The following is a 24,111-nucleotide window of genomic DNA, read 5'->3' as shown; positions in this document are numbered from 1 at the left end:
TGCACCAGCAGGGGCGGCAACGTGAACTGGTAGATCATGTGCGCTTCGTCGGGCATCGATTGCGACGCTTCGCCGTCGCTCCTGCCCTGTCTTTCGAGGCCCTGTCTTTCGAGGCCGAAGTAGCTCATGTTCTCGTGGTGCGGCACGTTGGTCTCGGTGATCAGCAGTGTCCCCGGTGCCATGAAATCCAGAACCGCCCGCAGCAGGCGCACGATGGCGTGGGTCTGGGGCAGGTGGACGCAGGTGGTGCCGACTTCCTTCCACAGGTAGGTGATGGCGTCGAGGCGGATGATGCGAGCGCCCTGCTGGACGTAGAAGAGCAGGATGCCGATGAATTCGAGCAGTACGTCCGGATTGGCGAAATTGAGATCGATCTGGTCTTCGGAGAAGGTCGCCCACAGGTGGCGCGTGCCGCGACGCGTCGATACCGGTACCAGAAGCGGCGAATTGCGCGGCCGCGTAACCATGGAGAGGTCCGTTTCCGGGTCCATCTCGATGAAGTAGTCACGCCCCGGCTGCGTACCCGAGAGATAGTCGATGAACCACAGCGAATCGCGCGAGACATGGTTGATGACCAGATCGACCATCAAGTCCACCCGAGAGGCGAGGCGGCGGATATCCTGCCAGTCCCCGAGCTTGGGGTTCACCTCTCGATAGTGGATCACCGAGAAGCCGTCGTCGCTGCTCCAGGGGAAGAAGGGCAGGATGTGCAGGCCGCTGAACGTCCCGTTGAGGCGCGTGGTGAGAAAGTCGTCCAGCACCTCCAGCGGCGGACGCTCGCCATCGACGATGGTGTCGCCATAAGTGATCAATATCTGGTCGCGCTCGCTCCAGGTGGGGCGCGGCGAGGTGTCCAGCGCACTGCGCTGGTGCATCAGCAGCGTCATCAGGCGCCGCATGATCTCGTCGCGGCGGGGACCATATACCTCCTCCAGGCGCGCGCTGGCGCGGGCCATGAAGGCTTCTTCGGAAAGCGCGGGATAATTCGCGACACGGCTGGGCATGGGCGATTCCTGGTATCGGCGGTTGACGTACGCGATCTGGGATTCGAGGCGTCGTTGTCAAGGACGTCGTTGTCAAAGATTGTCACAACATCCTTGCAGAAGATGGGCCAACATCAAAATGGCCGAGGCTTTTTCGCGTATTTCCGCTATGTTGCCCAAACCGGTACACTCTTGTTCTCATACGGCTTCTTACCGCATTCATCAACAAGAGCGGCGATCGCGCTCATCGCCCACGCTGACAGGTAGACCCCGACGATGCATTGCCCTTTCTGTGGTACGCACGATACCAAGGTGACCGACTCCCGCCTGGTGGCCGAGGGGGATCAGGTGCGTCGCCGTCGTCAGTGCGCAGAGTGTGGAGAGCGCTTCACGACCTATGAAACCGCCGAGCTGGTGATGCCCCGGGTGGTCAAGTCCGATGGCTCCCGCGAGGGTTTCGACGAGCAGAAGATGCGCGCGGGCATGGCACGTGCGCTGGAGAAACGCCCCGTCAGCGTGGAGTCGTTCGAGGCGGCGGTCGAGCGCATTCGCCAGCGGTTGCGAGCCCGAGGCGATCGCGAAGTGGAGGCGCGAGAAGTGGGCGAAGAGGTGATGGAGACGCTGCAGCGCCTCGATCACGTGGCCTATATTCGCTTCGCCTCCGTCTATCGCCGTTTCCAGGATCTCGACGAGTTTCGCGCCGAGATCGACCGGCTGTCCCAGGAGCCGAATCTTTCGTCGGGTGACGAGGGCGGCCAGCGCTGAGTCGATGCCTGTCCCGTCACTATCGTCTCCTCGCTTTCCCTGCTACCGAGCGAGCCCTCATGTCGTCATCGATCCCCGAGTCCATCTCGATCCTCGAATCCCTCTCCCCGCAATCCTGCATGGACCGGGCGATCCAGCTTGCCTGGCAGGGCCGCTACAGCTGTGATCCCAACCCTCGGGTCGGCTGCGTGCTGGTCAGGGATGGCCGGATCGTCGGGGAAGGCTTTCACGTACGGGCCGGCGAGCCTCACGCCGAGATCAACGCGCTGCGGATGGCCGGCGAGGCGGCTCGGGGAGCGACCGCCTACGTCACGCTCGAGCCCTGCTCGCACACCGGGCGCACCGGGCCCTGCAGCCTGGCCTTGATCGAGGCGGGCGTGACCCGGGTCGTCGCGGCGATGGAAGATCCCAACCCGCAGGTATCGGGCCGGGGATTCGCGATGCTGCGCGACGCCGGCGTCGATGTCGCCGTGGGGCTGCGGGAAGAGGCCGCCAGTCGGCTCAATCCCGGTTTCATCCGCCGCATGCGCGAAGGGTTGCCGAGGGTCACGCTGAAGATGGCGATGAGCCTGGACGGCCGTACCGCGATGGCGAGCGGAGAGTCCCAGTGGATCACCGGTCCGGCCGCGCGGCGGCAGGTCCAGCGACTGCGGGCCGAGTCCAGCGCGGTTCTGGCGGGCGTCGAGTCAATCATCCTCGACGACTCCCGGCTGACGGTGCGCGCCGATCAACTGGGGCTCGACGATGCCGAAGCGATCGCCCGGCGTCAGCCTCTCAGAGTGATCCTCGACAGTCAGTTGCGCATGCCGCTGGCGGCGGCGTGCCTGAGCGAACCGGGGCGTACGCTGGTATTCACGATCCAGGCGGAGATGAGCGAGCGGCGTCGCAGGCTCGAGGCCGCTGGCGCCGAGGTGGTGGTGATGCCGGCCAATGCCGAGGGGCGCGTGGAGTTCACGGCCCTGCTGCGCCATCTCGCCACCCGGGAAGCCTGCAGCGAGGTGCTGGTCGAGACCGGTGCCACGCTGGCCGGCGCGCTGCTCGAGGCCGATTGTGTCGACCGTCTCGAACTGTTCATGGCGGCCACGTTGCTGGGCAGCGAGGCGCGGCCACTGTTCGCGTTGCCGGGGCTGGCGACGATGAGCCAGCAGCGGCGGCTGAAGATCGACGACATCCGGGCGCTGGGTGACGACTGGCGTATCTCGGCACGCCCGCTCAGGGATGGCTGACTCCGGCGGAGTGGCGGCGTCCCCGATAGCGCACCGCGTCGCCGCCACCCGACAGTAGCGTCCGCGTCCCGCGACAGGTAGGCTGTGCCGCATCGACCCCTGGGGTTTCAGTAGACGGCGGTTTCAGTGGACGGCGGTTTCATTGGACGAGTCATCAATGACGACAGCGCAATCGAATCAGTTGGCCGGCATCGATGTCCTGCTGGAAGAGATCCGGCAGGGCAGGATGGTCATCCTGATGGATGACGAGGATCGCGAGAACGAGGGCGACATCATCATGGCGGCCGAGTGTGTCGAGGCCGACCATATCAACTTCATGGCCCGCCACGCTCGTGGCCTGATCTGCCAGCCGATGTCGAAGGCGCGCTGCCAGCAGTTGAAGCTGCCGCTGATGGTCAGCGACAACGGCTCCGGCTACGGCACCAAGTTCACCGTCTCCATCGAGGCCGCCACCGGCGTTTCCCCCGGCATTTCTGCAGCGGATCGCGTTCTCACCGTGCGTGCCGCGGCGGCGCGTGGCGCCAAGCCGGAAGATATCGTCCAGCCGGGGCATATCTTTCCGCTGATGGCGGAGCCGGGGGGCGTGCTCCGCCGTGCCGGTCACACCGAGGCGGCCTGCGACCTGGCCGCCATGGCCGGTTTCGAGGCGACGGGCGTGATCTGCGAGATCATGAACGACGACGGCACCATGGCGAGGCGGCCGGAGCTGGAGCGGTTCGCGGCGGAACACGGCATCAAGATCGGCACCATTGCCGACCTGATCCACTACCGCATGCTCAACGAGCGCACCGTCGACGCCGTCGAGCAGATGCCGGTTCGAACGGCCTTCGGCGACATGACGATGCATGTCTTCCACGACACCGTTCAGGACAGGCATCACCTGGCGCTGGTCAAGGGGCAGCCCTCCCGGCACACGCCGACGACGGTGCGGGTGCATGGCGGCGATACCCTCCGCGATCTGCTGGCCCTGTGCCGGGCGGACAGCCACTGGACCGCCCACACGGCACTGGCCGAGATCGGCCGGGCGGAGTCAGGCGTTTTCGTGCTGCTGGATGATGCGCGCCCGCCGGGCGACTTCAAGCAGCAGCTCGACGACGTCCTCGGGCGGGGGGCGTCGCCGCGCAGCAGCGCCACCGATGGTGCCGGGAATTTCCTTTCCATCGGCACCGGGGCGCAGATTCTGCGTCAGCTCGGTGTCGGGAAGATGCGACTGTTGAGCTCGCCGTGGCGTTTCTCGGCGCTCTCCGGTTTCGATCTCGAGGTGGTCGAACTGGTCAGCGGCGACGCCTGACCGAGATTCGAGTCACAGCTCGTGTGAGCATGGTATGGCCGCGCGGCCATGGTAAGATGGCCGGCTTCGCGCGCCGAGCGCTAGGTTCTGGCGCCGGCCAATCAGTCTGTTTTATCGCGTTCAGGTTCGAGTGACTGACGAACCTGACGCAGTGTATCCGGAACCCGACAATGCAACCGATCGCGCAACTGGAAGGTCAGTTCACCGATGTCGATGGCCGTTACGCCATCGTCGTGGGCCGCTTCAATCACCATGTCGTCGACAGCCTCGTCGAGGGTGCCGTCGACAGCCTGACGCGGCACGGCGTCAGTGAAGAGAACATCGAGCTGATCCACGTCCCCGGCGCCTGGGAGCTGCCGCTGGCGGTCAAGCGCGTACTGCAGGTTTCCCGCCCCGACGCCGTCGTCGCGCTGGGCGCGGTGATCCGTGGCGGCACGCCGCACTTCGAATATGTCGCGGGCAACTGCAACTCGTCGTTGAGCAGCCTGCAACTGGAGTTCGTGACGCCCATCGCCAACGGCGTGCTGACGGTCAACTCCATCGACCAGGCCGTCGAGCGTGCCGGCACCAAGGCCGGCAACAAAGGCACCGAGGCAGCCATGGCGGCGATGGAAATGGTATCGCTGTTCAAGCGACTGGGAGGCGAGGCATGAGTTCACCGTCACGTCAGCCGACACCGGCCCAGGAGTCCCGCCGCGCAGCCCGGGAGCTTGCCGTCCAGGGACTCTACCAGTGGCAGATGACCGGGAAGTCGATCACCGCCGTCGAGGCCGAGTTCCGTTCCCAGATCGCCGACGAGGATCTCGAGGATCACGAGAACTGGCACAAGGTGATGGAGATTGCCGACAAGGCGCTGTTCCACGACCTGCTTCACAATACGGCCAACAACCGCGCGGAGCTCGACGCGGCGATCGCGCCACTGCTCGATCGGCGTCTGGAGGACCTGGACCGCATCGAGCTGGCCATTCTGCGCCTCGGCACCTACGAATTGTCCCGCCGTCCCGAGGTTCCCTACCGGGCCGTGATCAACGAAGGAGTGGAGCTGGCCAAGATATTTGGCGCCACCGACGGCCACAAATACGTCAACGGCATACTCGACAAGCTCGCCTCGCGGCTGCGGGGCGCCGAGGTCGCTGCACGCCGTCGTTGACATGAGTCGCACCTCCTTGAGCGAATTCGACCTGATCGCTCGCTACCTGTCGCGACCCGCGACAGCCGGGCGTAGCGATGTCGTCGTCGGTAACGGCGACGACTGCGCCGTGCTGGCACCCTCTCCGGGGCAGCAGCTGGCGATCAGCGTCGATACGTCGGTGGTCGACGTCCATTTCCCGCATGACGCACCGCCCGCGGCCATTGGCCATCGCGCCCTGGCGGTGGCCTTGAGCGATCTCGCCGCGATGGGCGCGAGAGCCCGCTGGTGCTGCCTGGCGTTGACGCTTCCCGCTGCCGATCCGGTGTGGATCGAGGCCTTCGCCGACGGATTCCGTGGGTTGGCCGAACGCAGCGGCTGCGAACTGGTCGGCGGCGATGTCACTCGCGGTGCGCTGACGATCGGCGTGACGGTCCATGGCGAACTGCCGGCCGGGCAGGCGCTGCGCCGCAGCGGTGCCCGGGAAGGCGATCTGGTCGCGGTGACCGGCTATCCGGGGCGCGCGGCCGCGGGCCTTGCCCGTTGGCAGCAGGGCGAACGCGACCCGGGGCACCCTCTGCTCGAGGCGTATCTGCATCCCGAGCCTCGTCTGTCGGCGGGGGAGGCGCTGCGCGGCTTCGCCACCAGCGCCATCGACATCTCCGACGGCCTGCTGGCGGATCTCCGGCACGTGCTGTCGGCCTCCGGGGTGGGCGCCAGGCTCGACCTGGAGTCATTGCCGCTGGCGACGCCGCTGCGGGCGACTCTTGAGCTGGACGAGGTGCGGGAGCGAGTGCTCAATGGTGGCGATGATTACGAACTGCTGGTGACGATGGCCGCCGCCGATCTCGCCGAGGCGCAGCGCCGCCTGGCGCCGCTCCACCTGCCGTTGACGCCGATCGGACGAATCGTCGCTGCCGCGGGCATTCACGGCATCGAACCCCGCTATCTCGAGCGCCAGGGCTGGGATCACTTTCCGGAGGTTCTCCCATGAACCGGGCTCCCGCCAGTGTCTGGCGTCGACCGACCCATTTCCTGGCCTTCGGGCTGGGCAGTGGCGCCGTGCCGTTCGCGCCGGGGACTTTCGGGACGCTGGCGGCGATACCTTTCTACTGGTTGCTGTCGGGACTGCCGCTGGCGATCTACATGGGGCTGATGGGCGTGGCCACGCTGGTCGGGATCTGGCTCTGCGAAACCACCTCCCGCGATCTCGGGGTGCACGACCATTCGGGTATCGTCTGGGACGAGTTCGTGGGCTACTGGCTCACGATGGCGGCGGTACCGTTTTCCTGGGAGGCCGCGCTGTGGGGATTCGTGGTGTTCCGGGTCTTCGATATTCTCAAGCCCTGGCCGATTCGCTGGGTGGATCGCCGGGTCGCCGGGGGGATCGGCATCATGTTCGACGATATCCTCGCCGGCGTATACGCCTGGAGCACGATGCACCTCTGGTTCTGGCTGCATTGAGCCACGAGCCACGAGCCACGAGCCACGAGCGAAACAAGACGACGTCCCATGCAGGCCGAGTCAGTGTGGATCTAAGGAAACGCTGAATAAATTGCCGAAGGCGATGAAGGGCAAGGCGCACGGCACGCAGAGAACGAGACATAACATGGGGTTAGGCGAGTTCTCGAGTACCGCGCAACACAGCCATTCGCGCCTGTAGGCATTTATGCAGTGGTTCCTAACAGCGTTTCTTACGTCAACGTCTGGAGCAGTGCATGCGTAAATGGATGATCGCAGGAGCGGTCGTGATCGTGTTGGCCGGCGGCGGCTACCTGGGGACCCAGGCCTATTCTAGCCAGCGCTTCGATAGCGAGATGGACAAGCTGGTCGCGCGGCTCGACGCCCGCCCCGACTGGGAGGTCTCGCGCGAGGAGGTCGACAGCGGCTGGTTTCACTCATCCGGCCGCATCGAGGCGCGTTATGTCGCGGTAGCGCGGGGTGCTGACGCCGTCGCGGTCGACGTCCCCTATCGGGCGAATCATGGCCTGCTCGAGACGACCCTGGATGGAGAGGCGCAGGTACGCGATGGTGGGGGCCAGACGCTATTCGGCGACGTGCTCGAGAGCCAGGGGCCGATGACCTGGAGCGGGCGCTTCCTGACCCGCGAGCAGAAGCTGGAGGGCCACTTCACCCTGCCGAGTTTCTCGCAGACGGTCACCGTGCCGGCACGCGAGGTCGCGGGGGAGGTGACGCCGGCTCGTGACATGCAGCTGGAGTCCGCCGAATCGACGCTCGACGTCGAGCAGGTCGGCGATCATGTCACCATGAAAGGAGAGGCTCCGCGGCTGCGATTGACCGACGATCAGACCGACGTCCTGATCGAGGGGGCGACGGTTTCCGGAACGTTCGAGGGCGACGACCAGGCGTTCCATCAGGAGATGGCGCTGACGTTCCCCACCACGACGGTCACGCCCAGCGGCAGCCCCAGCGTGGTCACCCGGGATATCGGCTACGCGGTGGATGCGACGCTCGACGCCGATCAGTTGACGATGCAGCTGAAGGCCGACCTGGGCGATACCCGAATCCAGGATCAGTCGGTCTTCAGCGGCGGCTTCACGCTGGCGCTGGATCGGGTCGACGGTGACGCCTACCGGGCTCTGGCGAAGGCGCTGGAAGAGAACCTGACGGCCATTCAGACCGCCGCCGACGCCGATGACGATCAGGCGCTCGAGTCCGCACTGGCGCCGTTGCAGCCGTCGATCCAGGCGCTGCTCGCCGGGTCGCCGCGCCTGTCGCTGGAGAGTCTCAGCGCCGACAGCCCGATGCTGGGCATGAAGATGCGCGGCGAGGGCGAACTCAGTGTCGATGGCGCCGGCATCGAAGCGTGGGATCCCGAGACGATGGGCGACGAGGCGCTGGAGCGTGGGCTCCTCCGCCGCCTGCAGGGCAGCCTCACCCTCGAGGGTGCGCCGGCCATGCTGCTGATGACGCTCGGACTGCCGCTGGGCAGCGATCCGCTACAGGTCGAACTGGCGGATGGCGTCCTCGACGTCGATGGTCAGCGGATACCGCTGTTGCCGCCGACGAACGACTCGAACTGACAGCGTCCAGATGCCTGACGGGGCCGCGCTTTCGAGCGCGGCCCGACGATTTCCGCGCCGATCTCCGGTCGCCGACTTGAACTCCCGCCCCTGTGCCCACATCCCTTGGTCATTCGGCCAGCTTTGGCCTCGAACTCAGGGTGAATGATGAGCGAACACGACCGCGACGCCACGGACTACTTCGAAGCCAGCCAGGACGCCGTTGGAGGCGACCCCAAGTCGCAGCGAGCCGCCGGTGCCGTCGTCCCTTCCGGTGATTATCTGCCGGAACGGATCTATCTCCTTCCCATCCACAACCGTCCTTTCTTCCCCGCCCAGGTGCAGCCGCTGATCATCCAGCGCCAGCGCTGGGAGGAGACGATGAAGCGCGTCGCCAACACCCCCCATCACATGGTGGGCGTGGCGTTCGTGGGCGATGTGGGCATGGAGGAATTGAACCCCGGCAGCTTCCCGGAGATCGGCACGGCGGTGAAGGTTCATCGCAACCAGACCGAGGAACAGCAGATCCAGTTCATCGCTCAGGGGATGCGGCGCTTTCGCATTCACCGCTGGCTGTCGAAGACACCGCCCTACCTGGTGGAGGTCTCCTATCCTCGCGAGCCGGTCGATGCCGAGGCGGAGGAAGCGCGCGCCTACGCGATGTCGTTGATCAACGGCATCAAGGAACTGCTGCCCATCAACCCCCTCTACGGCGAGGAGCTGAAGAGCTATCTCAACCGCTTCAGCCCGCACGAACCGGGTCCGTTGACCGATTTCGCTGCAGCCATCACCTCCGCCAAGGGCAAGGAGCTGCAGAACGTGCTCGAGACCCTGCCGATCATGGATCGGATGCAGAAGGTGCTGCCGCTGCTGCGCAAGGAGATCGAGGTCGCCCAGCTGCAGAACCAGATCAGCGAACAGGTCAACTCGCAGATGCAGGAGCGCCAGCGCGAGTTCTTCCTGCGCGAGCAGCTCAAGGTCATCCAGAAAGAGCTCGGTATCTCCAAGGACGATCGCGAGAGCGACGTCGACACCTTCCGCGGCCGTCTCGAGGCGCTGCGGGTGCCGGAGCGGGTTCAGGAGCGCATCGACGACGAGCTGAACAAGCTGTCGGTGCTGGAGACCGGTTCGCCGGAGTATGGCACCACCCGCAACTATCTCGACTGGCTGACGTCGTTGCCCTGGGGCATCACCTCGGAGGACCAGCTCGATCTCAAGCGGGCCCGCGGCGTGCTCGATCGCGATCACGACGGGTTGAACGACGTCAAGGAACGCATCATCGAGTTTCTGGCGGAGGGGTCGTTCAAGGGCGATGTGGGCGGTTCCATCGTGCTGCTGGTCGGCCCGCCCGGGGTGGGCAAGACCTCCGTCGGCCGCTCCATCGCCGATGCCCTGGGGCGCAAGTTCTCGACGCACCTATATCGGTGCCATGCCGGGCAAGCTGGTGCAGGCGCTCAAGGAGGTGGAGGTCGAGAATCCGGTGATCATGCTCGACGAGATCGACAAGATGGGACAGTCGTTCCAGGGGGATCCGGCCTCGGCGCTGCTGGAGGTGCTCGACCCCGAGCAGAACGTCGATTTCCTCGATCACTACCTCGACGTGCGGCTGGACCTCTCCAAGGTGCTGTTCGTCTGTACCGCCAACCAGCTCGACACCATTCCCGGGCCACTGCTCGATCGCATGGAGCAGATCCGGCTCTCGGGCTACATCGCCGAGGAGAAGGTGGCGATCGCCAAGCACCATCTGTGGCCGAAGCTGTTGAAGCGTGATCGCATCCCCAAGAAACGCATCAACCTGACCGATGCCGCGCTCAAGCAGGTGATCGAGGGCTACGCCCGCGAGGCCGGCGTCCGACAGCTGGAGAAGCAGCTGCACCGGATCGTGCGCAAGGCGGCGGTGAAGATGCTCGAGCAGAACCAGGAGACGGTCAAGGTCTCGGTCAACAACCTGGAGGAGTTCCTCGGCGCGCCGCTGTTCCGCAAGGAGAAGGTGCTCAAGGGCGTTGGCGTGGTCACCGGACTGGCCTGGACGGCCATGGGCGGTGCCACCTTGCCCATCGAGGCGACCAAGGTGCATGCGCTGACCCGTGGCTTCAAGCTCACCGGCAAGCTGGGCGAGGTGATGCAGGAGTCGGCCAATATCGCCTACAGCTACACCCTGGGCCACCTGGGCGAATATGGCGCCGACGCCGACTTCTTCAACGAAGCGTTCGTCCATCTCCACGTGCCGGAGGGGGCGACGCCCAAGGACGGCCCTTCGGCGGGCGTCACCATGACCACGGCGCTGATGTCGCTGGCCCGGAACCAGAGCATCGACCGGCCGCTGGCGATGACCGGCGAGCTGACGCTGACCGGGCAGGTGCTACCGGTCGGCGGCATCCGCGAGAAGGTGATTGCCGCCCGACGCAGCGAGATCTTCGAACTGATCCTGCCGGAGGCCAACAAGCGCGATTACGACGAGTTGCCGGACTATCTCAAGGCGGGAGTGACGGTGCATTTCGCCAAGGTCTACCAAGACGTTTCCAGGGTGGTCTTCGGCCGCTGAGACCGTGGTCTCTCGAGGCGTGCCCGGACGACGCCATTGGCGGCAGTGCACTTGCGCTGCCGCTGGCCGGAATCGGATAATCGACGCTCGTCGATAAAGGAACGCGATCGCCATGGCTCTCGAAAGCGCCGTCACCTATCTGCTGGCCATCTTCCTGTTTGCCATCACGCCGGGCCCGGGAGTGTTCGCCCTGATCGCCACGGGTATGAACGCGGGGTTTCGTCGATGTCTGCCGATGGCGGTGGGCATGACACTCAGCGACGTGCTCTACCTGCTGCTCGCGACCTTCGGCCTGGCCACCATCGCGGAGCACTGGGGCGAAGTCTTCGGCGTGATTCGCGTGCTGGGGGCGCTGTATCTGTTCTATCTCGGCTGGAAACTATGGAGAGCCCCGGTGCAGAACGCGGAGGTGGCCTCGCCCGGCAAGCCTGGCGGCAATCTGGCCGGTGTGGCGCAGGGATTTCTGATCTCCGCCTCGAACCCCAAGGTGATCCTGTTCTATATCGCTTTCCTGCCCACGTTCGTCGATCTGGAGCGGCTCGGCGGTTCCGCCCTGGCCTTGTTGGTCATGCTGACGGTCGCTGGTCTGATGGCGGGGCTCTGCCTGGTCGCCGTCGGTGCCGCAAGAGCGCGGAGAGCCCTGCGGTCGACCCGGGCACAGCGCAGATTGAACCGGGGCGCCGGTTCGCTGATGATCGGCGCCGGCGCGCTGTTGATAGCGAAAAGCTGATGGCGAGGGGCTCTCGTCACTCGTCATCGCCGTAGTACTGGACGCCGAGCTGGATCAGGTCGCGGCCCTGCGCCTTGCGGTGGAGATTGGAGTCGCGTAGCGAATAGACGCAGCCGCAATACTCCTGCTGGTAGAAACGCTCGCGCTTGCTGATCTCGATCATGCGCTTCGACCCGCCTTTCTTGCGCCAGTTGTAATCCCAGTACTCGATCCCTTCGTAGGGCGCGGCGGCGCGGTGGCCGCAGTCGTTGATCTGGTTCATGTCCTTCCAGCGCGAGATGCCCAGCGAGCTGGAGATCAGCGTATAGCCGTTCTCCCTGGCGTAGAGCGCCGTGCGCTCGAAGCGCATGTCGAAGCACATGGTGCAGCGGATGCCGCGCTCCGGTTCGTACTCCATCCCTTTGGCACGGGCGAACCAGTTGTCGGTATCGTAGTCGGCATCGATGAATTCGATGCCGTGCTGCTCGGCGAAGCGGATGTTCTCCTCCTTGCGCAGCAGGTACTCCTTCTTGGGGTGGATGTTCGGGTTGTAGAAGAAGATCGCGTAGTCGATGCCGGAGGCGTGGAGCGCTTCCATGACCTCCCCCGAGCAGGGGGCGCAGCAGGAGTGAAGCAGCAGCTTGGTGTGCCCTGGGGGCAGGTGGAGCGTCTGGCGCTCGTCGGCAGTGGACATGGTGGGATTGGCCTGGTCGTGAAGCGATTTCCGAATCATGGCTCATGGTGCGTCGCGAGCCCGGTGTCGTCAACGTCGAGTCTCTTCAGCGGCGCCTTCGCCGGCCACTGACCAGGGCCACCCCGACGGCGGCGATGGCCATGCCCAGCCAGGCAACGGGTGGCATGGCTTCGTCGATGAGCCACCAGGAGAACAGCGCGGCGCAGGGCGGCACCAGGTAGAACAGGGCGGATACCCGGGAGGCCTCGCCGCGGCGGATCATCGCCAGCAGCAGCGAGATGGCGATCAACGAGTTGCCGATGACCAGGTAGGCCAGCGATCCGACCAGCGCGCCGTCCAGCTCGAGCGTGAAGTGGCCGAAGAGCGCGATCAGCGGCAGTGTCGTGATCAAGCCGGTCAGGTATTGGATGAGATTGGCGCTGATCGGATGGAGTGGCTCGCCAAAGCGCTTCTCGTAGAGTGTCGCACCGCTCATCCCCAGCAGGGCGGCCAGCGCCAGCAGCAAGCCGCCGACCGTCGTGCCTTCCACGGTCGAGCGACCGAAGATGACCACCACGGCGCCCACGAAGCCCAGCAGGAAGCCGATCCAGCGCCGCCTGCCGATGGTTTCTCCCACCATGGCCGGGGCAGCGAGGGCGACCAGTATCGGCTGCAGTGACACGATCAGTGCCACCACGCCGGCGGAACTGCCGAGGGCGAAGGCGCTGTAGCAGCAGCCGAAGTAGACGGTCTGGATCAGGAAGCCGACCATCGCCTGATGGCCCCAGGCGCCGAGCCTGGCCGGCATCGGTGGGCGCAGCCATAGCCAGACCGGCAGCATGATCAGCAGCACCAGCGCGAAGCGAAGCCCCAGAAACAGCAGCGGATCGACGTGCTGCGTGCCGATCTTGGCGACCGGGAATCCCAGCGACCACAACAGCAGGAAAAGGCCCGGCGCCGTCGAGAGCCACAACGGCTGACGCCGGCGAGCGGATGGCTCTGCGAAGGAGGATTCAGTCATGTCGATCCGTCGTGGAAATTGTGGGGCAGCGGCCGGTGTCCCGAACTGCTGGCGCCTCACGGAAAGCGATTCCCGGCAGTGCCGGGCCCCTCCCGCCGGTGTGTCTCAGCCCCGATCCACCGACAGACCGCCCCAGGATTGGCAGACCGGCATCAGCTCGAGACGGTTGATGTTGAGGTGCGGCGGCAGCGTCGCGGCGAGAAAGACCTGTTCGGCGACATCTTCCGGCTGGATAGGCTCCACGCCGCCGTAGAGCTTGTCGTGAGCGCTCTGGTCGCCCTTCATCCGGACCAGCGTGAATTCGGTTTCCGACATGCCGGGGGCGATATCGGTGACGCGAACCCCGGTGCCCTTGAGATCGCAGCGCAGGTTGTAGGAGAACTGATTGACGAACGCCTTGGACGCGCCGTAGACATGGCTGCCGGGGTAGGGCCATAGCGCCGCGGTGGAGCTGATATTGACGATGGTCGCGCCGCGCCCGACATCGATCAACGTCGGCAACAGCGTTCGCGTCACGTTGACCAGGCCGGTGATGTTGGTATCGATCACCGTCTGCCAGTCGTCCAGGTTGGCCTCCTGGGCCGGGCCGGCACCCAGGGCCAGTCCGGCGTTGTTGACCAGCACCTTCACCGCCTTGAAATCCGAGGGCAGCTCCTCCACCACCCGGGCGACCGCCTCCCGGTCGCGTACGTCCAGTGTGGCGACGTGCACCGGGACCTGGCTCTCCAACTCGCTTTTGACCGCCTCCAGCCGCTCCTGGCGACGGCCGCTGAGGACCAGTGACCAGCCGGCTTGGGCAAAGCGGTGGGCACAGGCACGTCCGAATCCCGAGGTGGCACCGGTAATGAAAGCGACGGGGGATTGCTGGTTCATGGTAACTCCTGGTCGAGATGAGTGTGGGGGTGCGCAAAGACAACCCGCGCGGGGCGCTTGAGGGTCGAGGGAATCCGAGGGCGCGTCCCGATGACCCGTCAGCGCGGTGGCCAGGTGTCTGCTGGTGGCGACAGCGCCAGGGCGTTTGTGTAAAAAAGAGTGATTCCCGGGGCCGCCGAGCGGTTTCTGTTGCGATGTTGTTACACTTTGACGACGATCATGACACGATCCGTGCCTACCGTCGCGGCGCGCCCCCGCCCTTCGATAATAACGTCATAACGACCCCGCGCAATCGCTTCGCATCGCGTTAGCCGTTCTTCCACGGCGCCGTTTCGGTATCGCGCTCACTGGCGTGAGATGCGCCTCGTCCGTCGATCACGTCGTCAGGCACTGTCCGGCGGTAAGAAAGGAGGTGACAGGATGTCCACTATCAAACGACAGCGATACTACGGCCTGGAGTGGCTGCGCTTTCTAATGGCGTTGTGGATGGTCGCCTATCACTTCGGCGGCATCTATAGCGACATGCCGGGGATGCTGAGAAGCTTCATCGGTATGGGCTTTTTCGCCACCAGCACCTTTTTCTTGCTGTCCGGGTTCCTGCTCGCCCACGTGGCGCTGGATCACGCCGGGGAGATGAAGATGCACGGCCCCGCGTTCGTCGCCAAACGCTTGTGCAATCTCTATCCGATTCATGTCATGACGATGCTGCTGTCGATCGGATTGCTGTTGATCCAGTATCCCATTCGCCCCGAAGGAGTTCATGTCTACTTCAATACGCACCCCTATTATCCCCTGAGCGACGAGGTGAGGGCCGACTTCGCCGAGCGATTGTCGTGGCCCAGCGCCATTGGCCATATCGCGCTGCAACTGACGCTCCTCCAGGCCTGGGAGCCGCGCTTCCTGTGGCTCAACGGGGCCTCGTGGTCGATCTCCGCACTGCTCTTCTTCTACGCCTGCTTCCCGTGGTTGGGGCCGCGACTGATGCGGGTCCAGCGCTGGGGCCTGGTGCTGCTGGGCATCTGGGGGCTCTACGCGCTGGGGCCGCTCGTCGCCACGCTGGCGGGGTCGTTCGATTACGTGACGGTTGGCGTGCTCCATCGCAACCCGCTGTTTCGGCTGCCAGAGTTCCTGACCGGCATCGTGCTCTATCGCGCCTGGCAGTCCCCGCGCGTCGGCGACCTGGTACGGCGGTTCCGCTACCCGCTGCTGGCGCTGGGCCTGTGCGGCGTCCCCGTCGGGGTCCTGCTGTTGAACATGGACGGGCTGCATCTCTACTACCTGACCCACAATGGCCTGCTGCTGCCATTCCAGGCGCTGGTGCTGCTCAGCGTGTGTGCCTTCCCGGCTCCGCAAGGCGCGGCGGTCAAAGCCTGGGCTCAGCGACTGGGGGAGTCCGCGCTGTGTATCTTCGCCCTGCACACGCCGCTGATCGGACCGACCGCGAGGGCGACCCGCTGGCTCTTGCAGCGATGGCACGAGAGCTGGGTCGTGGACAGCAGCAACGTGGCGCTCAAGTTCGCGATCCCGCTCTGGACCATGGCCTTCCACCTCGCCATGATCGTCGTCCTGGCGCTCCTGATGCAGCGCTTCGTGGTCGCGCCGGTCCGCCGATGGCTGGAAGCGCGATTGCCGTCGGCGTGGCAACGGCATTCGGCAGCGAGAGCGGTCCAGGCGTGAGTCCGTCAGCGAGAGCCCGTGTCGGCGGCCCCGCAGGTCGTCGTCATGTGCCTCGTCATGTGCCGGGATGAAAGTCAGGCATCCAGTGTCAGGTCGGTGAGCGGGACGGCCTGGCAACTGAGGCACTGGCCCGCTTCGAGGGCGTTGCTCGGCGCGTCCACCTCCCCCGCGATCACGCCGACGGCGCAACTCTCGCATTGACCGACCCGGCAGCCGCTCGGCAGGGCGACGCCATGCCGCTCGGCGCTGTCGAGCAGCGATCCCTCTTGCGGATGCCAGACGAATTCGGATCCCGTCCGCGCGAGACGGATCCGTCTCGGCTGCAGTCCCCGAGTCGCCGGCGCGGGCGGGGAGAGGAAGATCTCGCTGGAGATGGCCTGGGGGGCGACGCCTCGCGTTCGCAAGGCCGCGGTGAGATCGTCCACCATCGCGGGGCTGGCGCACAGGTAGTAACGCGCCTCCTGTGGCAGTTGCAGTCGCGCCAGGGTCTCGCCGTCGATTCGGCCGCTCATGGAGTGGCCTCGGTCTCCCTCCTCTGGCGCGCTATAGGCCGTAACGATGCGCAACCTCGGGAGCGCCGTCGCGAGTTCCGCCAGGCGTTCCCGAAAGGCGTGCAGATGGCGGTTGCGACTGGCGTGGAGCAGCGTGATGTCCGGCATCTGCGGAGAGGTCTCGCGTGACAGCGTCTCGAGCAGCGACAGGAAGGGCGTGATCCCGATACCTCCCGCCATCAGCACGATGGGCAGACGATGGCGGCGCGGAAGCGTGAACTGTCCTGCTGGCGCCTGAATGTCGACCTCGTCGCCCACCGCCACCCGGTCGTGCCAGTAGGCCGAAACGCTCTCCACCGACTGCATCGCATCTGGCGCGCGCCTGATGGAGATACGATAACGCCGATGCCCCGAGGCGTCGGCAGGGCCGGAGAGCGAATAACTGCGCTGGAGATGTCGTCCGTCCCGGGTGAGGCGCGTCGCGATGTGCTGCCCGGGCAGGTAGTCGGGCAGGCTGAGGCCGTCGGCCGGCTCCAGCCAGAACGAGGTGACCTCCGGCGTCTCCACGATTCGCTCGCTCACCCGCATGCGACGATAGCCCTGCCACCTCCCGGGGGCGGTTTGGGAGCGCCTGATATCGCACGGCGCCGAGCGCAGCGGCAACGCGCCGCTGATCGGGTCGCGCCGGCGGGTGTCGATGATGGCGTTGACGTTGCGGGAACCGGGGCCATGAAGCGGGGAACCGGGACGCCCGAGATCATCGCAGGCCTGCCACCAGCCGTAATCGGTGATCACCAGGTCCGGTGCGAGCGTCTCGTCGATGACGACGTCGAGGACGATCGAGCCTCGAACGCCCAGCAGCTCCGCGCGGTCGCCGGCGTTCAATCCTCTGGCACGCGCCAGCTCGGAACCGATGGTCAGCGTCGGTTCCGGCGAGCGCCGCCGCAGCGAGGCAACCTGGCGCTGCTGGCTGTGGCAGTAGAAGCCGTTCTTGACGCTGACCAGGGTCAGCGGAAGGCGTGGCTCGGGAAGTGAGGATGGTCGATAGGCGGGCACACCGGGATAACCGGCATCGGCCAGCGTCTGCGAGTAGAGTTCCACCCGTCGTGTCGGGGTCTCGAAGCCCCTGGGCCGGCCGGAGGCGTCCTGGATGGCGTAGCCGCGTGGAGTCTGGGTCAGCGCCACCCGGTAGCCCTCGGGTCGTTGGCGCAGGCGTTCGACGTCGAGGCCCGAGGGCGCCAGGATATGGTTCCAGCCTCGTTCGATATCGCCGTCGAAGAACGCTTCGCCCATTCCCAGCCGGCAGCCCAGCGCCATGGCGATGGCATGGTCCGGGCGCGCCTCGCCGCGCGGCGACACCATTGCCGGGCGCAGCTGAACGTGGGCGACGGCGTCGGGATCGATCTCGAAGCCGACCCGCAGCCCCTCGCGTTCCCACGGCGTCCCGACCGGCAGCAGGAGGTCGGCGTAGGCGTTGGTGGGGGAGGGGTAGAGATCGCAATGAACGTGGAATTCGAGCGCGGCAAGGGCGCGCTCGCCGCGGGCGGGATCGGGTTGCGAGACCAGGAAGTTGCCGCCGAAACCGAACAGCATCCTGGGCCGGTAGGGCAGGCCGGTCTCGACGGCCTCGTAGAGGGCTTCGGCACTGATCCAGCCGCTCGACGCGGGCCCTAGCGGCCGTGCGTCGAGACCCAGCGCCTTGCGTCTCTGCGTCTCGGCAAGCAGCTCCATGTCATTGACGCTGTTGGTCGGTGGCCGGGTCCACTGGCGGTTGCCTCCGGGCCGATCGAAACTGCCGGTCAGTGCGTAGAGTGTCGCCAGTGCGCGCTCGGTCTGGGTGGCGTTCGCGTGCTGGCCGATTCCTGTCCAGGCGTGATAGCTCACGGCCGCTCCGGCCTCGGCGATCATCTCGGCGGCACGAACGATGGTCTCGGTGGAGAGTCCGGTCACGGCGGCGGCGCGTTCCAGTGGCCACTCGTCGCACGCCCGGCGGTAATGGTCGAAGGCGGGGCGGGCATGACACGCCCCGGTGCCTTCCCGCACCAGGCGATAGCGGCCCTCCAGAGCCAGCGCCCGGGTCTGGTCGTTGGTCGGTGGCAGCCGGGTGTCGAGCTCCACGGGTTGCCCGCTCTCGAGATGCCAGACGAGAAAATTGCCGTTCGAGACTTTCAGGAACTTTCCCGACGCCTCGTCCACCAGCAGAGGCGCATTGCTCCAGTTTCTGATGAACGACTGATCGTAACGCTCGTGGCGAATCAGTTCCCGGGCGATGGCCATCGCCAGCACGCCATCGGTACCCGGGCGTATGGGGAGCCACAGGTCGGCTCTTTTGGCCAGCGGTGTTTCACGCGGGTCGACGACCAGGAGCCTGGCGCCGTTGTCACCGCCTGCGGCGATCTCCCCGGCCTGGGCGAGCCAGACGTGTGAAGGGTTGTGCCCCCACAGCACGTTGAGTTTCGAGTTGGCGTAGTCGGCGGTCGGCATGCCGCAGCCGAAGGTGAAACGGTGGGCGACATCCTTGTGCCAGTTGCAGATCTCGGTGCCGTAGAGGGTGTTGGGGCTGCCGTAGAGGCGAATGAAGCGCTCGACCCAGTCGATGCTGTCGCTCATCGGCGTGCCGCTGGGCGTCGTGACGCTGAAGACAACGCTTTCCGGGCCGTGCGTGTCCCGGTAGTACGCCAATCTTTCGGCCACGAGGGCCAGCGCGTCTTCCCAGCCGATGCGCTCCCAACCCGGGTCTTCCGCGCCCTTGGGGTGCGTTCGCCGCAGCGGGTGGAGAATTCGCGCCGGATCGTCGATGAGTTCCGGCGCCGCTCGCCCCTTGGCGCAAGTGGCGCGCCCGGTCGGGTGGCCGGGCAACGCCTCGACCTTGATCAGCCGGTCGCCATCGAGATGATTGAGCGTGCCGCATCTCGAGCGGCATAGCGTACAGAAGCCGGGAATCTTGTTCAGCGTTGTCATGGGACCGTACCGGAACGCGCGTCACGGTTAACCGTATCGCTCAGCGTCGTCGAGGGCCAATAGTATCGACTCTGGCTCGCCATGGATTCTTGGCGTTCGAGATGCGGTACCCTAGCAAGCGAGTGCGCCTCGCCGGGTCGCCCCGCGAAGCGATTGCGAATTCATCTCTAAGGGAAGCAGCATGAAGGGATCCATCCGTGTGGGGCTGGTCGGCTACGGCATGGCCAGCAAACGGTTCCACGCGCCGCTGATCACCGCGCAGGAAGGCCTGTCTCTGGTGGCGGTGGCAAGCCGGGATGCCGGCAAGGTGAACGCCGACTGGCCGAGCGTGCCGGTGGAGCCAACGCCGGGGGCGCTGTTCGAGCGCGACGATATCGATCTGGTCGTGATCCCCACGCCCAACGCGACGCATTATTCGCTGGTCAGCGAGGCGCTGGCGGCAGGCAAGCATGTCGTGGTCGACAAGCCCTTCACGGTGACGGCGGACGAAGCCCGCAAGCTGTGCGATCAGGCCAGCAAGGCCGGACGCCTGCTGTCGGTGTTCCACAACCGGCGCTGGGATTCGGATTTCCTGACGGTGCGCAATCTCATCGACAGTCAGTCGCTGGGCAGGATCGTCCATTTCGAATCCCATTTCGATCGCTTTCGGCCGGAGGTCGCCCAGCGCTGGCGTGAGGATCCCGCCCCCGGCGCCGGTGCCTGGTTCGACCTCGGTTCGCATCTGCTCGACCAGAGCCTGGTACTGTTCGGCACGCCGGATGCCATCTCGCTCGATCTGGCCTGCCAACGGGAGGGGGCCAGGGTCGACGACTATTTCCACGCCGTGCTGCGCTATCGGGAGTGCCGCGTGATCCTCCACGGCGGCACCCTGGTTTCCGCCCCCGGCGCGCGCTTCACCGTTCACGGCACCCGAGCCAGCTATGTCAAGCATAGCCTCGACCCGCAGGAGGAGATGCTCAAGCGCGGTGACCGGCTGCCGTCGCCGCATTGGGGAGAGGATTGGCGCCACGGCATGCTGACGGTCGGCCAGGTACGCGAAGGCATTCAGCCGGAGCTGCACGAAGTACCGACCCTGCCCGGCGACTACCTCGCCTACTACGCCGGCGTCCGAGACGCCATTCAGGGCGGCGCGCCGCTGCCGGTGACGGCCGAAGCCGCGCTGGAGGTCATGCGCGTGCTGGAAGCGGGAATTCGAAGCGCCGAGTCGGGGCAGGTGGTCACGCTGTCGTGACCTCTCCCTGACGTCTCGACCTCCCGCGATGACATCGAGCCAGCGAATTCGCTGGCTCGAGGCGGCGTGATACTGGGGATCGAACCCTCCCCACGACTCATTTCGGGAGGGGAGCGGCCCCCAGGCGGGCCGAAGCGTCGTCATGGGCGCCGTCCTCGGCCGGTATTTCCTCCGGCGATCGCAATTCGCCATTGCGTTTGAGCAGCCACGAGGCGATGGCCGGCGCCATCAGCGCCGAGACCAGCACGCAGGCCGCGACCTGGGTCGTGGCGACACCGACATAGGATTGCAGCGACGGGTCGGCCGCAGCGGCGATTGCCGGTGTGGCGATGGAGTTGCCGGCGGTGGTGCCGGCGGCGAAGCCGATACCGCTGCGTCTGCCGCGTTTCAACAGATATCGATAGCCGAGGTAGACCAGTCCACCGGTGAGCGGGGCGACGAGCAGGCCCAGCGCCAGCCCGGTCAGTCCGCCGTGCAGCACGTCGGTCAGATTGATGCCGGTGCCGAGGCCGAACGAGAAAAAGGGGATCACCATCTCCGGCACCGGACGCATGACCTCGGTCCACTTGGGATCGAGATTGCCGACCAGAATCCCCAGCAGCAGCGGGATGATCGCCGCCATGAACACCTCCAGCGGTATGTCGGCCAGGCCCGATGCGCCGATCAGGATCAGGGTGAAGAAGGGGCCGTCGTTGATGGCGCTGGCAATATAGGCGCCGCGGTCGCGCTGGTCGCCGTAGCGGCCGGTGAAGGCGAGCCAGATACCGCCGTTGCTGTTGTCCATCGCGGCCAGCATGGCCAGGATCGAGATCCCGAACAGGCCCTGCATGCCGGTGGTCAGGCCCAGGATCGCGATCAGCACACCGGGAATCAGGCTCTTGGCCAGGAGTATGACGCTGGCGGTGCCGACGATGGGGCCGGCGTTGCGCGGCGTGATCTGCATGCCGGTGGCGAAGATCAAGGAGGCTGACTCCGCTGATCCCATCAGTCGCGTTGCCAGGCAAAATCCGCTCTCACAAGGCGCGAGGCGAGAAGTTTGGTGGGCCAAAAGAGCGCCGAGCAACGCAGTTGAGAGCGGATTTTGACGGCAACCCGGAGGGACGCGTCTATTTCACTCCCTGGCGTCGTTGCAAAGCCCTCGTGTAAATCTCTACACCACGCGCTTCGCGCCTAGCCATGAAGCGAAATAGACATCGTCGCGGCGATGTAATCAACGGAGTCAGCCTCCGGCCATGAACGCCATGGCGCCGTCCTTGAACAGCGCGGTGGTGAAACTGCCGATCTCCAGCGCGGCGGGCGCGAGCGTGCCGACGATCGACCCGAGAATCAGCGGAATGATCATCAGGCCGCCGGGGATGCGGTTGAGCGTGTCGTAGATGGGGACGCGTGATACGGGAATCGACATGTGATCTTCTCCATGCCAGAGCGAGAGGGGCGCCGTGGAAGGTGGCTTGCGGGGTGAAGCGACATGCGTGTTCGGAGAACCCGCGAGTTCAGGTGATGACGCCGATCTGCCAGGGCAGAAACTCCTGCTGGCCGTAGCCGTGACGCTCGCTGCGGCTGCGCTCGCCGGAGGCCAGGGTCAGCAAGCGCTGGAATATCTGCTCGCCCAGCTGCTCCATGTCGATGTCGCCGTCGGTCAGTGCGCCACAGTTGATGTCCATGTCGTCCGACTGGTGGCGCCAGAGCGCGCTGTTGGTGGATAGCTTCAGGGACGGCACCGGCGCGCAGCCGAAGGCGCTGCCGCGACCGGTGGTGAAGGCGATCAGATTGCAGCCGCTGGCGACCTGGCCGGTGACCGAGACCGGGTCGAAGCCGGGAGAGTCCATGAATGCCAGACCGCGCTCGCGCATCGGTTCGGCGTACTCGAGCACTTCAACCAGCGGCGTGGTGCCGGCCTTGGCAACCGCGCCCAGCGATTTCTCGAGGATCGTGGTCAGGCCGCCCGCCTTGTTGCCGGCGGAGGGGTTGTTGTCGAGGGACGCGCCGCGAACCCGGCAGAACGCTTCCCACCAGTGGATGCGCTCGATCAGCTTGTTGGCGACTGCCGGGCTCACCGCCCGGCGTGTCAGCAGATGCTCGGCGCCATAGACTTCCGGGGTCTCGGCGAGCACGGCACTGCCGCCGTGGGCAACGAGCCGGTCGACGGCGGCGCCCAGCGCCGGATTGGCGGTGATCCCGGAGTAGCCGTCGGAGCCGCCACACTGCAGCGCGACCCGAAGATGCTCGACGGAACACGGTGTCCGTTCGACCTGATTGGCTTCCGCCAGCAGCTGCTCGATATGGCGTATCCCCTCGGCGATGGCCTTGGTGGTGCCGCCGATCTGCTGAATCGTGAACGGATGAAGCTTGGGTCCGGGTTTCAGGCCCTGGGATTCGATCAGGGTGTCGATCTGATTGGTCTCGCAGCCCAGGCCGATGACCAGCACGGCGGCGAAATTGACGTGTCGCGCATAGCCGGCGAGCGTGCGCTGGAGCATCTCCAGGGCCTCGCCGTCCGCGGCCACCGCGCATCCCACGCCGTGGGTCAGTGCCACGACGCCATCCACGTTGGGGTAGGCTGCCATCGCTTCGGGATGGACGTCCCGACGGAAGTGATCGGCGATGGCGTGAGCGACCGTGGCGGAGCAGTTGACCGAGGTGAGAATGCCGATGTAGTTGCGCGTCGCGACCCGGCCATCCGCACGCTGGATACCCATGAAAGTGGCGGCGGGGGAAATCCGCTCGACGGGCGTGACCTCGCTGCCGATGGCATAGTCCTTGACGTAGCCCTTGGCATCGCCCTGTTCGTGGCCGTCACCCTCGAGATCGCCGATGCCAAGGTTGTGGACGTGGACATGATCGCCGGGTTCGATGGCGCGGGTGGCGCGGCCGATGATCTGTCCGTAGCGTCGAACCATGTCGCCCTGCCGGAGCGCGCGGATCGCGATCTTGTGCGCGGCCGGCACGGCGCTGGTCAGAACGATGCCCGGCAGGATCTCGCTCCCCTTCGGCAGCGGGACACGGGCGATGACCACGTCATCGCGTTCGTGCAGTCGAATGATCGAGGCGGGAGCCTCGGTGGTGTGTTCGATTAGTGCCATCAATCGGCTCCTCGGGCGAGTCGTGCCACTTTGGTCTATGCGACTTTATCTTTAATTCTTTTTGAATCAGTCGGTTATTATGATTTCCGTGCTGGCTCCACCCTATCCGGTCGCCATGTGTCGCACTACTGAGAGTTGCTGATCGAATGATAACGACCGCGCATTCGTCCAAAGTCTTAGGGGTTGCACGAAAAGTCGGCGAGTGTAGGCAGTTTGCGTACAAAGTCTGGTTCTGGTCACGTCATAAGCGAGAGGAGTCGTCGATGCCCCCGACGTTGGAGACACTGATGTCGCGTCTGCGCCTGCGTCAGCTGCGTTTGTTGATGGCGCTGGAGGAGTGCGGCTCGATTCACAAGGCTGCCGAGCAGGTGGCGATCTCCCAACCGGGCGCGACGCGGCCTATATTAGGCCCCCCGTTGGAGCCACGGAT

20 protein-coding genes and 1 pseudogene are annotated in these 24,111 nt (G+C 65.6%); 13 read left to right on the top strand and 8 right to left on the bottom strand.

What is annotated here, in order from left to right:
- Positions 1-1,004: alpha-amylase family glycosyl hydrolase (locus AC3AYF_RS04305; protein ID WP_487779430.1), on the bottom strand; the 1,004-nt coding region annotated here is incomplete at its 3' end.
- 255 nt (positions 1,005-1,259) lie between these two features.
- On the opposite strand from AC3AYF_RS04305, the gene nrdR reads away from it, so the two are divergent.
- The 10 genes and pseudogenes from nrdR to AC3AYF_RS04255 all read left to right on the top strand — a co-directional run bounded on the left by nrdR (position 1,260) and on the right by AC3AYF_RS04255 (position 11,692).
- Positions 1,260-1,748 (top strand): transcriptional regulator NrdR, encoded by a 489-nt coding sequence (gene nrdR, locus AC3AYF_RS04300; protein ID WP_295036875.1) that lies wholly within the window; start codon positions 1,260-1,262, stop codon positions 1,746-1,748.
- A 59-nt stretch (positions 1,749-1,807) separates the two neighbouring features.
- A complete protein-coding gene (ribD, locus tag AC3AYF_RS04295) occupies positions 1,808-2,974 on the top strand; it encodes a bifunctional diaminohydroxyphosphoribosylaminopyrimidine deaminase/5-amino-6-(5-phosphoribosylamino)uracil reductase RibD (protein WP_295036873.1) in 1,167 nt (388 codons plus the stop codon).
- Positions 2,975-3,131: 157 nt separating this feature from the next.
- Positions 3,132-4,265: a bifunctional 3,4-dihydroxy-2-butanone-4-phosphate synthase/GTP cyclohydrolase II gene (gene ribBA / locus AC3AYF_RS04290; protein WP_487779429.1), complete on the top strand. Its 1,134-nt coding sequence runs from the start codon at positions 3,132-3,134 to the stop codon at positions 4,263-4,265.
- 170 nt (positions 4,266-4,435) lie between these two features.
- Complete coding sequence (ribH, locus tag AC3AYF_RS04285) at positions 4,436-4,918, top strand: 6,7-dimethyl-8-ribityllumazine synthase (protein ID WP_295036869.1); 483 nt, start codon at positions 4,436-4,438, stop codon at positions 4,916-4,918.
- The gene (nusB, locus tag AC3AYF_RS04280) at positions 4,915-5,415 is read left to right on the top strand and encodes a transcription antitermination factor NusB (RefSeq protein ID WP_110603001.1); all 501 of its coding nucleotides are present in this window, start codon (positions 4,915-4,917) and stop codon (positions 5,413-5,415) included. Before ribH ends, nusB begins: the two co-directional genes overlap by 4 nt.
- A gap of 1 nt (position 5,416) precedes the next feature.
- Positions 5,417-6,388, top strand: a complete 972-nt coding sequence (gene thiL / locus AC3AYF_RS04275; protein WP_487779428.1) for a thiamine-phosphate kinase — start codon at positions 5,417-5,419, stop codon at positions 6,386-6,388.
- Positions 6,385-6,858, top strand: coding sequence for a phosphatidylglycerophosphatase A family protein (locus AC3AYF_RS04270; protein WP_295036864.1), 474 nt, complete (start codon positions 6,385-6,387; stop codon positions 6,856-6,858). The genes thiL and AC3AYF_RS04270 overlap by 4 nt, the downstream gene beginning before the upstream one ends.
- Positions 6,859-7,112: 254 nt before the next feature.
- Complete coding sequence (locus tag AC3AYF_RS04265) at positions 7,113-8,438, top strand: DUF945 family protein (protein WP_295036862.1); 1,326 nt, start codon at positions 7,113-7,115, stop codon at positions 8,436-8,438.
- 147 nt (positions 8,439-8,585) lie between these two features.
- A pseudogene (gene lon / locus AC3AYF_RS04260) lies at positions 8,586-10,962 on the top strand (endopeptidase La).
- Between the two features lie 112 nt (positions 10,963-11,074).
- A complete protein-coding gene (locus AC3AYF_RS04255; protein WP_295036860.1) occupies positions 11,075-11,692 on the top strand; it encodes a LysE family translocator in 618 nt (205 codons plus the stop codon).
- Between the two features lie 16 nt (positions 11,693-11,708).
- Here AC3AYF_RS04255 and AC3AYF_RS04250 read toward each other — a convergent pair whose 3' ends face one another.
- From AC3AYF_RS04250 to AC3AYF_RS04240, 3 genes are all read right to left on the bottom strand, one after another.
- On the bottom strand, positions 11,709-12,365 hold the full coding sequence (locus AC3AYF_RS04250; RefSeq protein WP_295036858.1) for an epoxyqueuosine reductase QueH: 657 nt from the start codon (positions 12,363-12,365) through the stop codon (positions 11,709-11,711).
- An 85-nt stretch (positions 12,366-12,450) separates the two neighbouring features.
- Positions 12,451-13,365: a DMT family transporter gene (locus AC3AYF_RS04245; RefSeq protein WP_295036856.1), complete on the bottom strand. Its 915-nt coding sequence runs from the start codon at positions 13,363-13,365 to the stop codon at positions 12,451-12,453.
- Between the two features lie 105 nt (positions 13,366-13,470).
- A complete protein-coding gene (locus AC3AYF_RS04240; protein WP_295036855.1) occupies positions 13,471-14,238 on the bottom strand; it encodes an SDR family NAD(P)-dependent oxidoreductase in 768 nt (255 codons plus the stop codon).
- Between the two features lie 420 nt (positions 14,239-14,658).
- Between AC3AYF_RS04240 and AC3AYF_RS04235 the strand changes: the two genes are divergently transcribed.
- A complete protein-coding gene (locus AC3AYF_RS04235) occupies positions 14,659-15,915 on the top strand; it encodes an acyltransferase family protein (RefSeq protein WP_487779427.1) in 1,257 nt (418 codons plus the stop codon).
- Between the two features lie 74 nt (positions 15,916-15,989).
- On the opposite strand, the gene AC3AYF_RS04230 is transcribed toward AC3AYF_RS04235, so the two are convergent.
- The gene (locus AC3AYF_RS04230) at positions 15,990-19,367 is read right to left on the bottom strand and encodes a molybdopterin-dependent oxidoreductase (protein WP_295036851.1); all 3,378 of its coding nucleotides are present in this window, start codon (positions 19,365-19,367) and stop codon (positions 15,990-15,992) included.
- A gap of 181 nt (positions 19,368-19,548) precedes the next feature.
- Between AC3AYF_RS04230 and AC3AYF_RS04225 the strand changes: the two genes are divergently transcribed.
- The gene (locus AC3AYF_RS04225; RefSeq protein ID WP_295036849.1) at positions 19,549-20,598 is read left to right on the top strand and encodes an oxidoreductase; all 1,050 of its coding nucleotides are present in this window, start codon (positions 19,549-19,551) and stop codon (positions 20,596-20,598) included.
- Positions 20,599-20,695: 97 nt separating this feature from the next.
- Here AC3AYF_RS04225 and AC3AYF_RS04220 read toward each other — a convergent pair whose 3' ends face one another.
- From AC3AYF_RS04220 to AC3AYF_RS04210, 3 genes are all read right to left on the bottom strand, one after another.
- Complete coding sequence (locus AC3AYF_RS04220; RefSeq protein ID WP_295036848.1) at positions 20,696-21,559, bottom strand: 2-keto-3-deoxygluconate permease; 864 nt, start codon at positions 21,557-21,559, stop codon at positions 20,696-20,698.
- 258 nt (positions 21,560-21,817) lie between these two features.
- Positions 21,818-22,003: a 2-keto-3-deoxygluconate permease gene (locus AC3AYF_RS04215; RefSeq protein WP_110709550.1), complete on the bottom strand. Its 186-nt coding sequence runs from the start codon at positions 22,001-22,003 to the stop codon at positions 21,818-21,820.
- Positions 22,004-22,091: 88 nt separating this feature from the next.
- Positions 22,092-23,681: a UxaA family hydrolase gene (locus AC3AYF_RS04210; RefSeq protein ID WP_487779426.1), complete on the bottom strand. Its 1,590-nt coding sequence runs from the start codon at positions 23,679-23,681 to the stop codon at positions 22,092-22,094.
- A 146-nt stretch (positions 23,682-23,827) separates the two neighbouring features.
- Here AC3AYF_RS04210 and AC3AYF_RS04205 point away from each other — a divergent pair.
- Positions 23,828-24,111: LysR family transcriptional regulator (locus tag AC3AYF_RS04205; RefSeq protein ID WP_487779425.1), on the top strand; the 284-nt coding region annotated here is incomplete at its 3' end.

This window comes from Salinicola sp. (assembly GCF_982684285.1).
The sequence above is the reverse complement of the archived record's forward strand: the minus strand, read 5'-3'. Positions and strand labels throughout refer to the sequence as shown.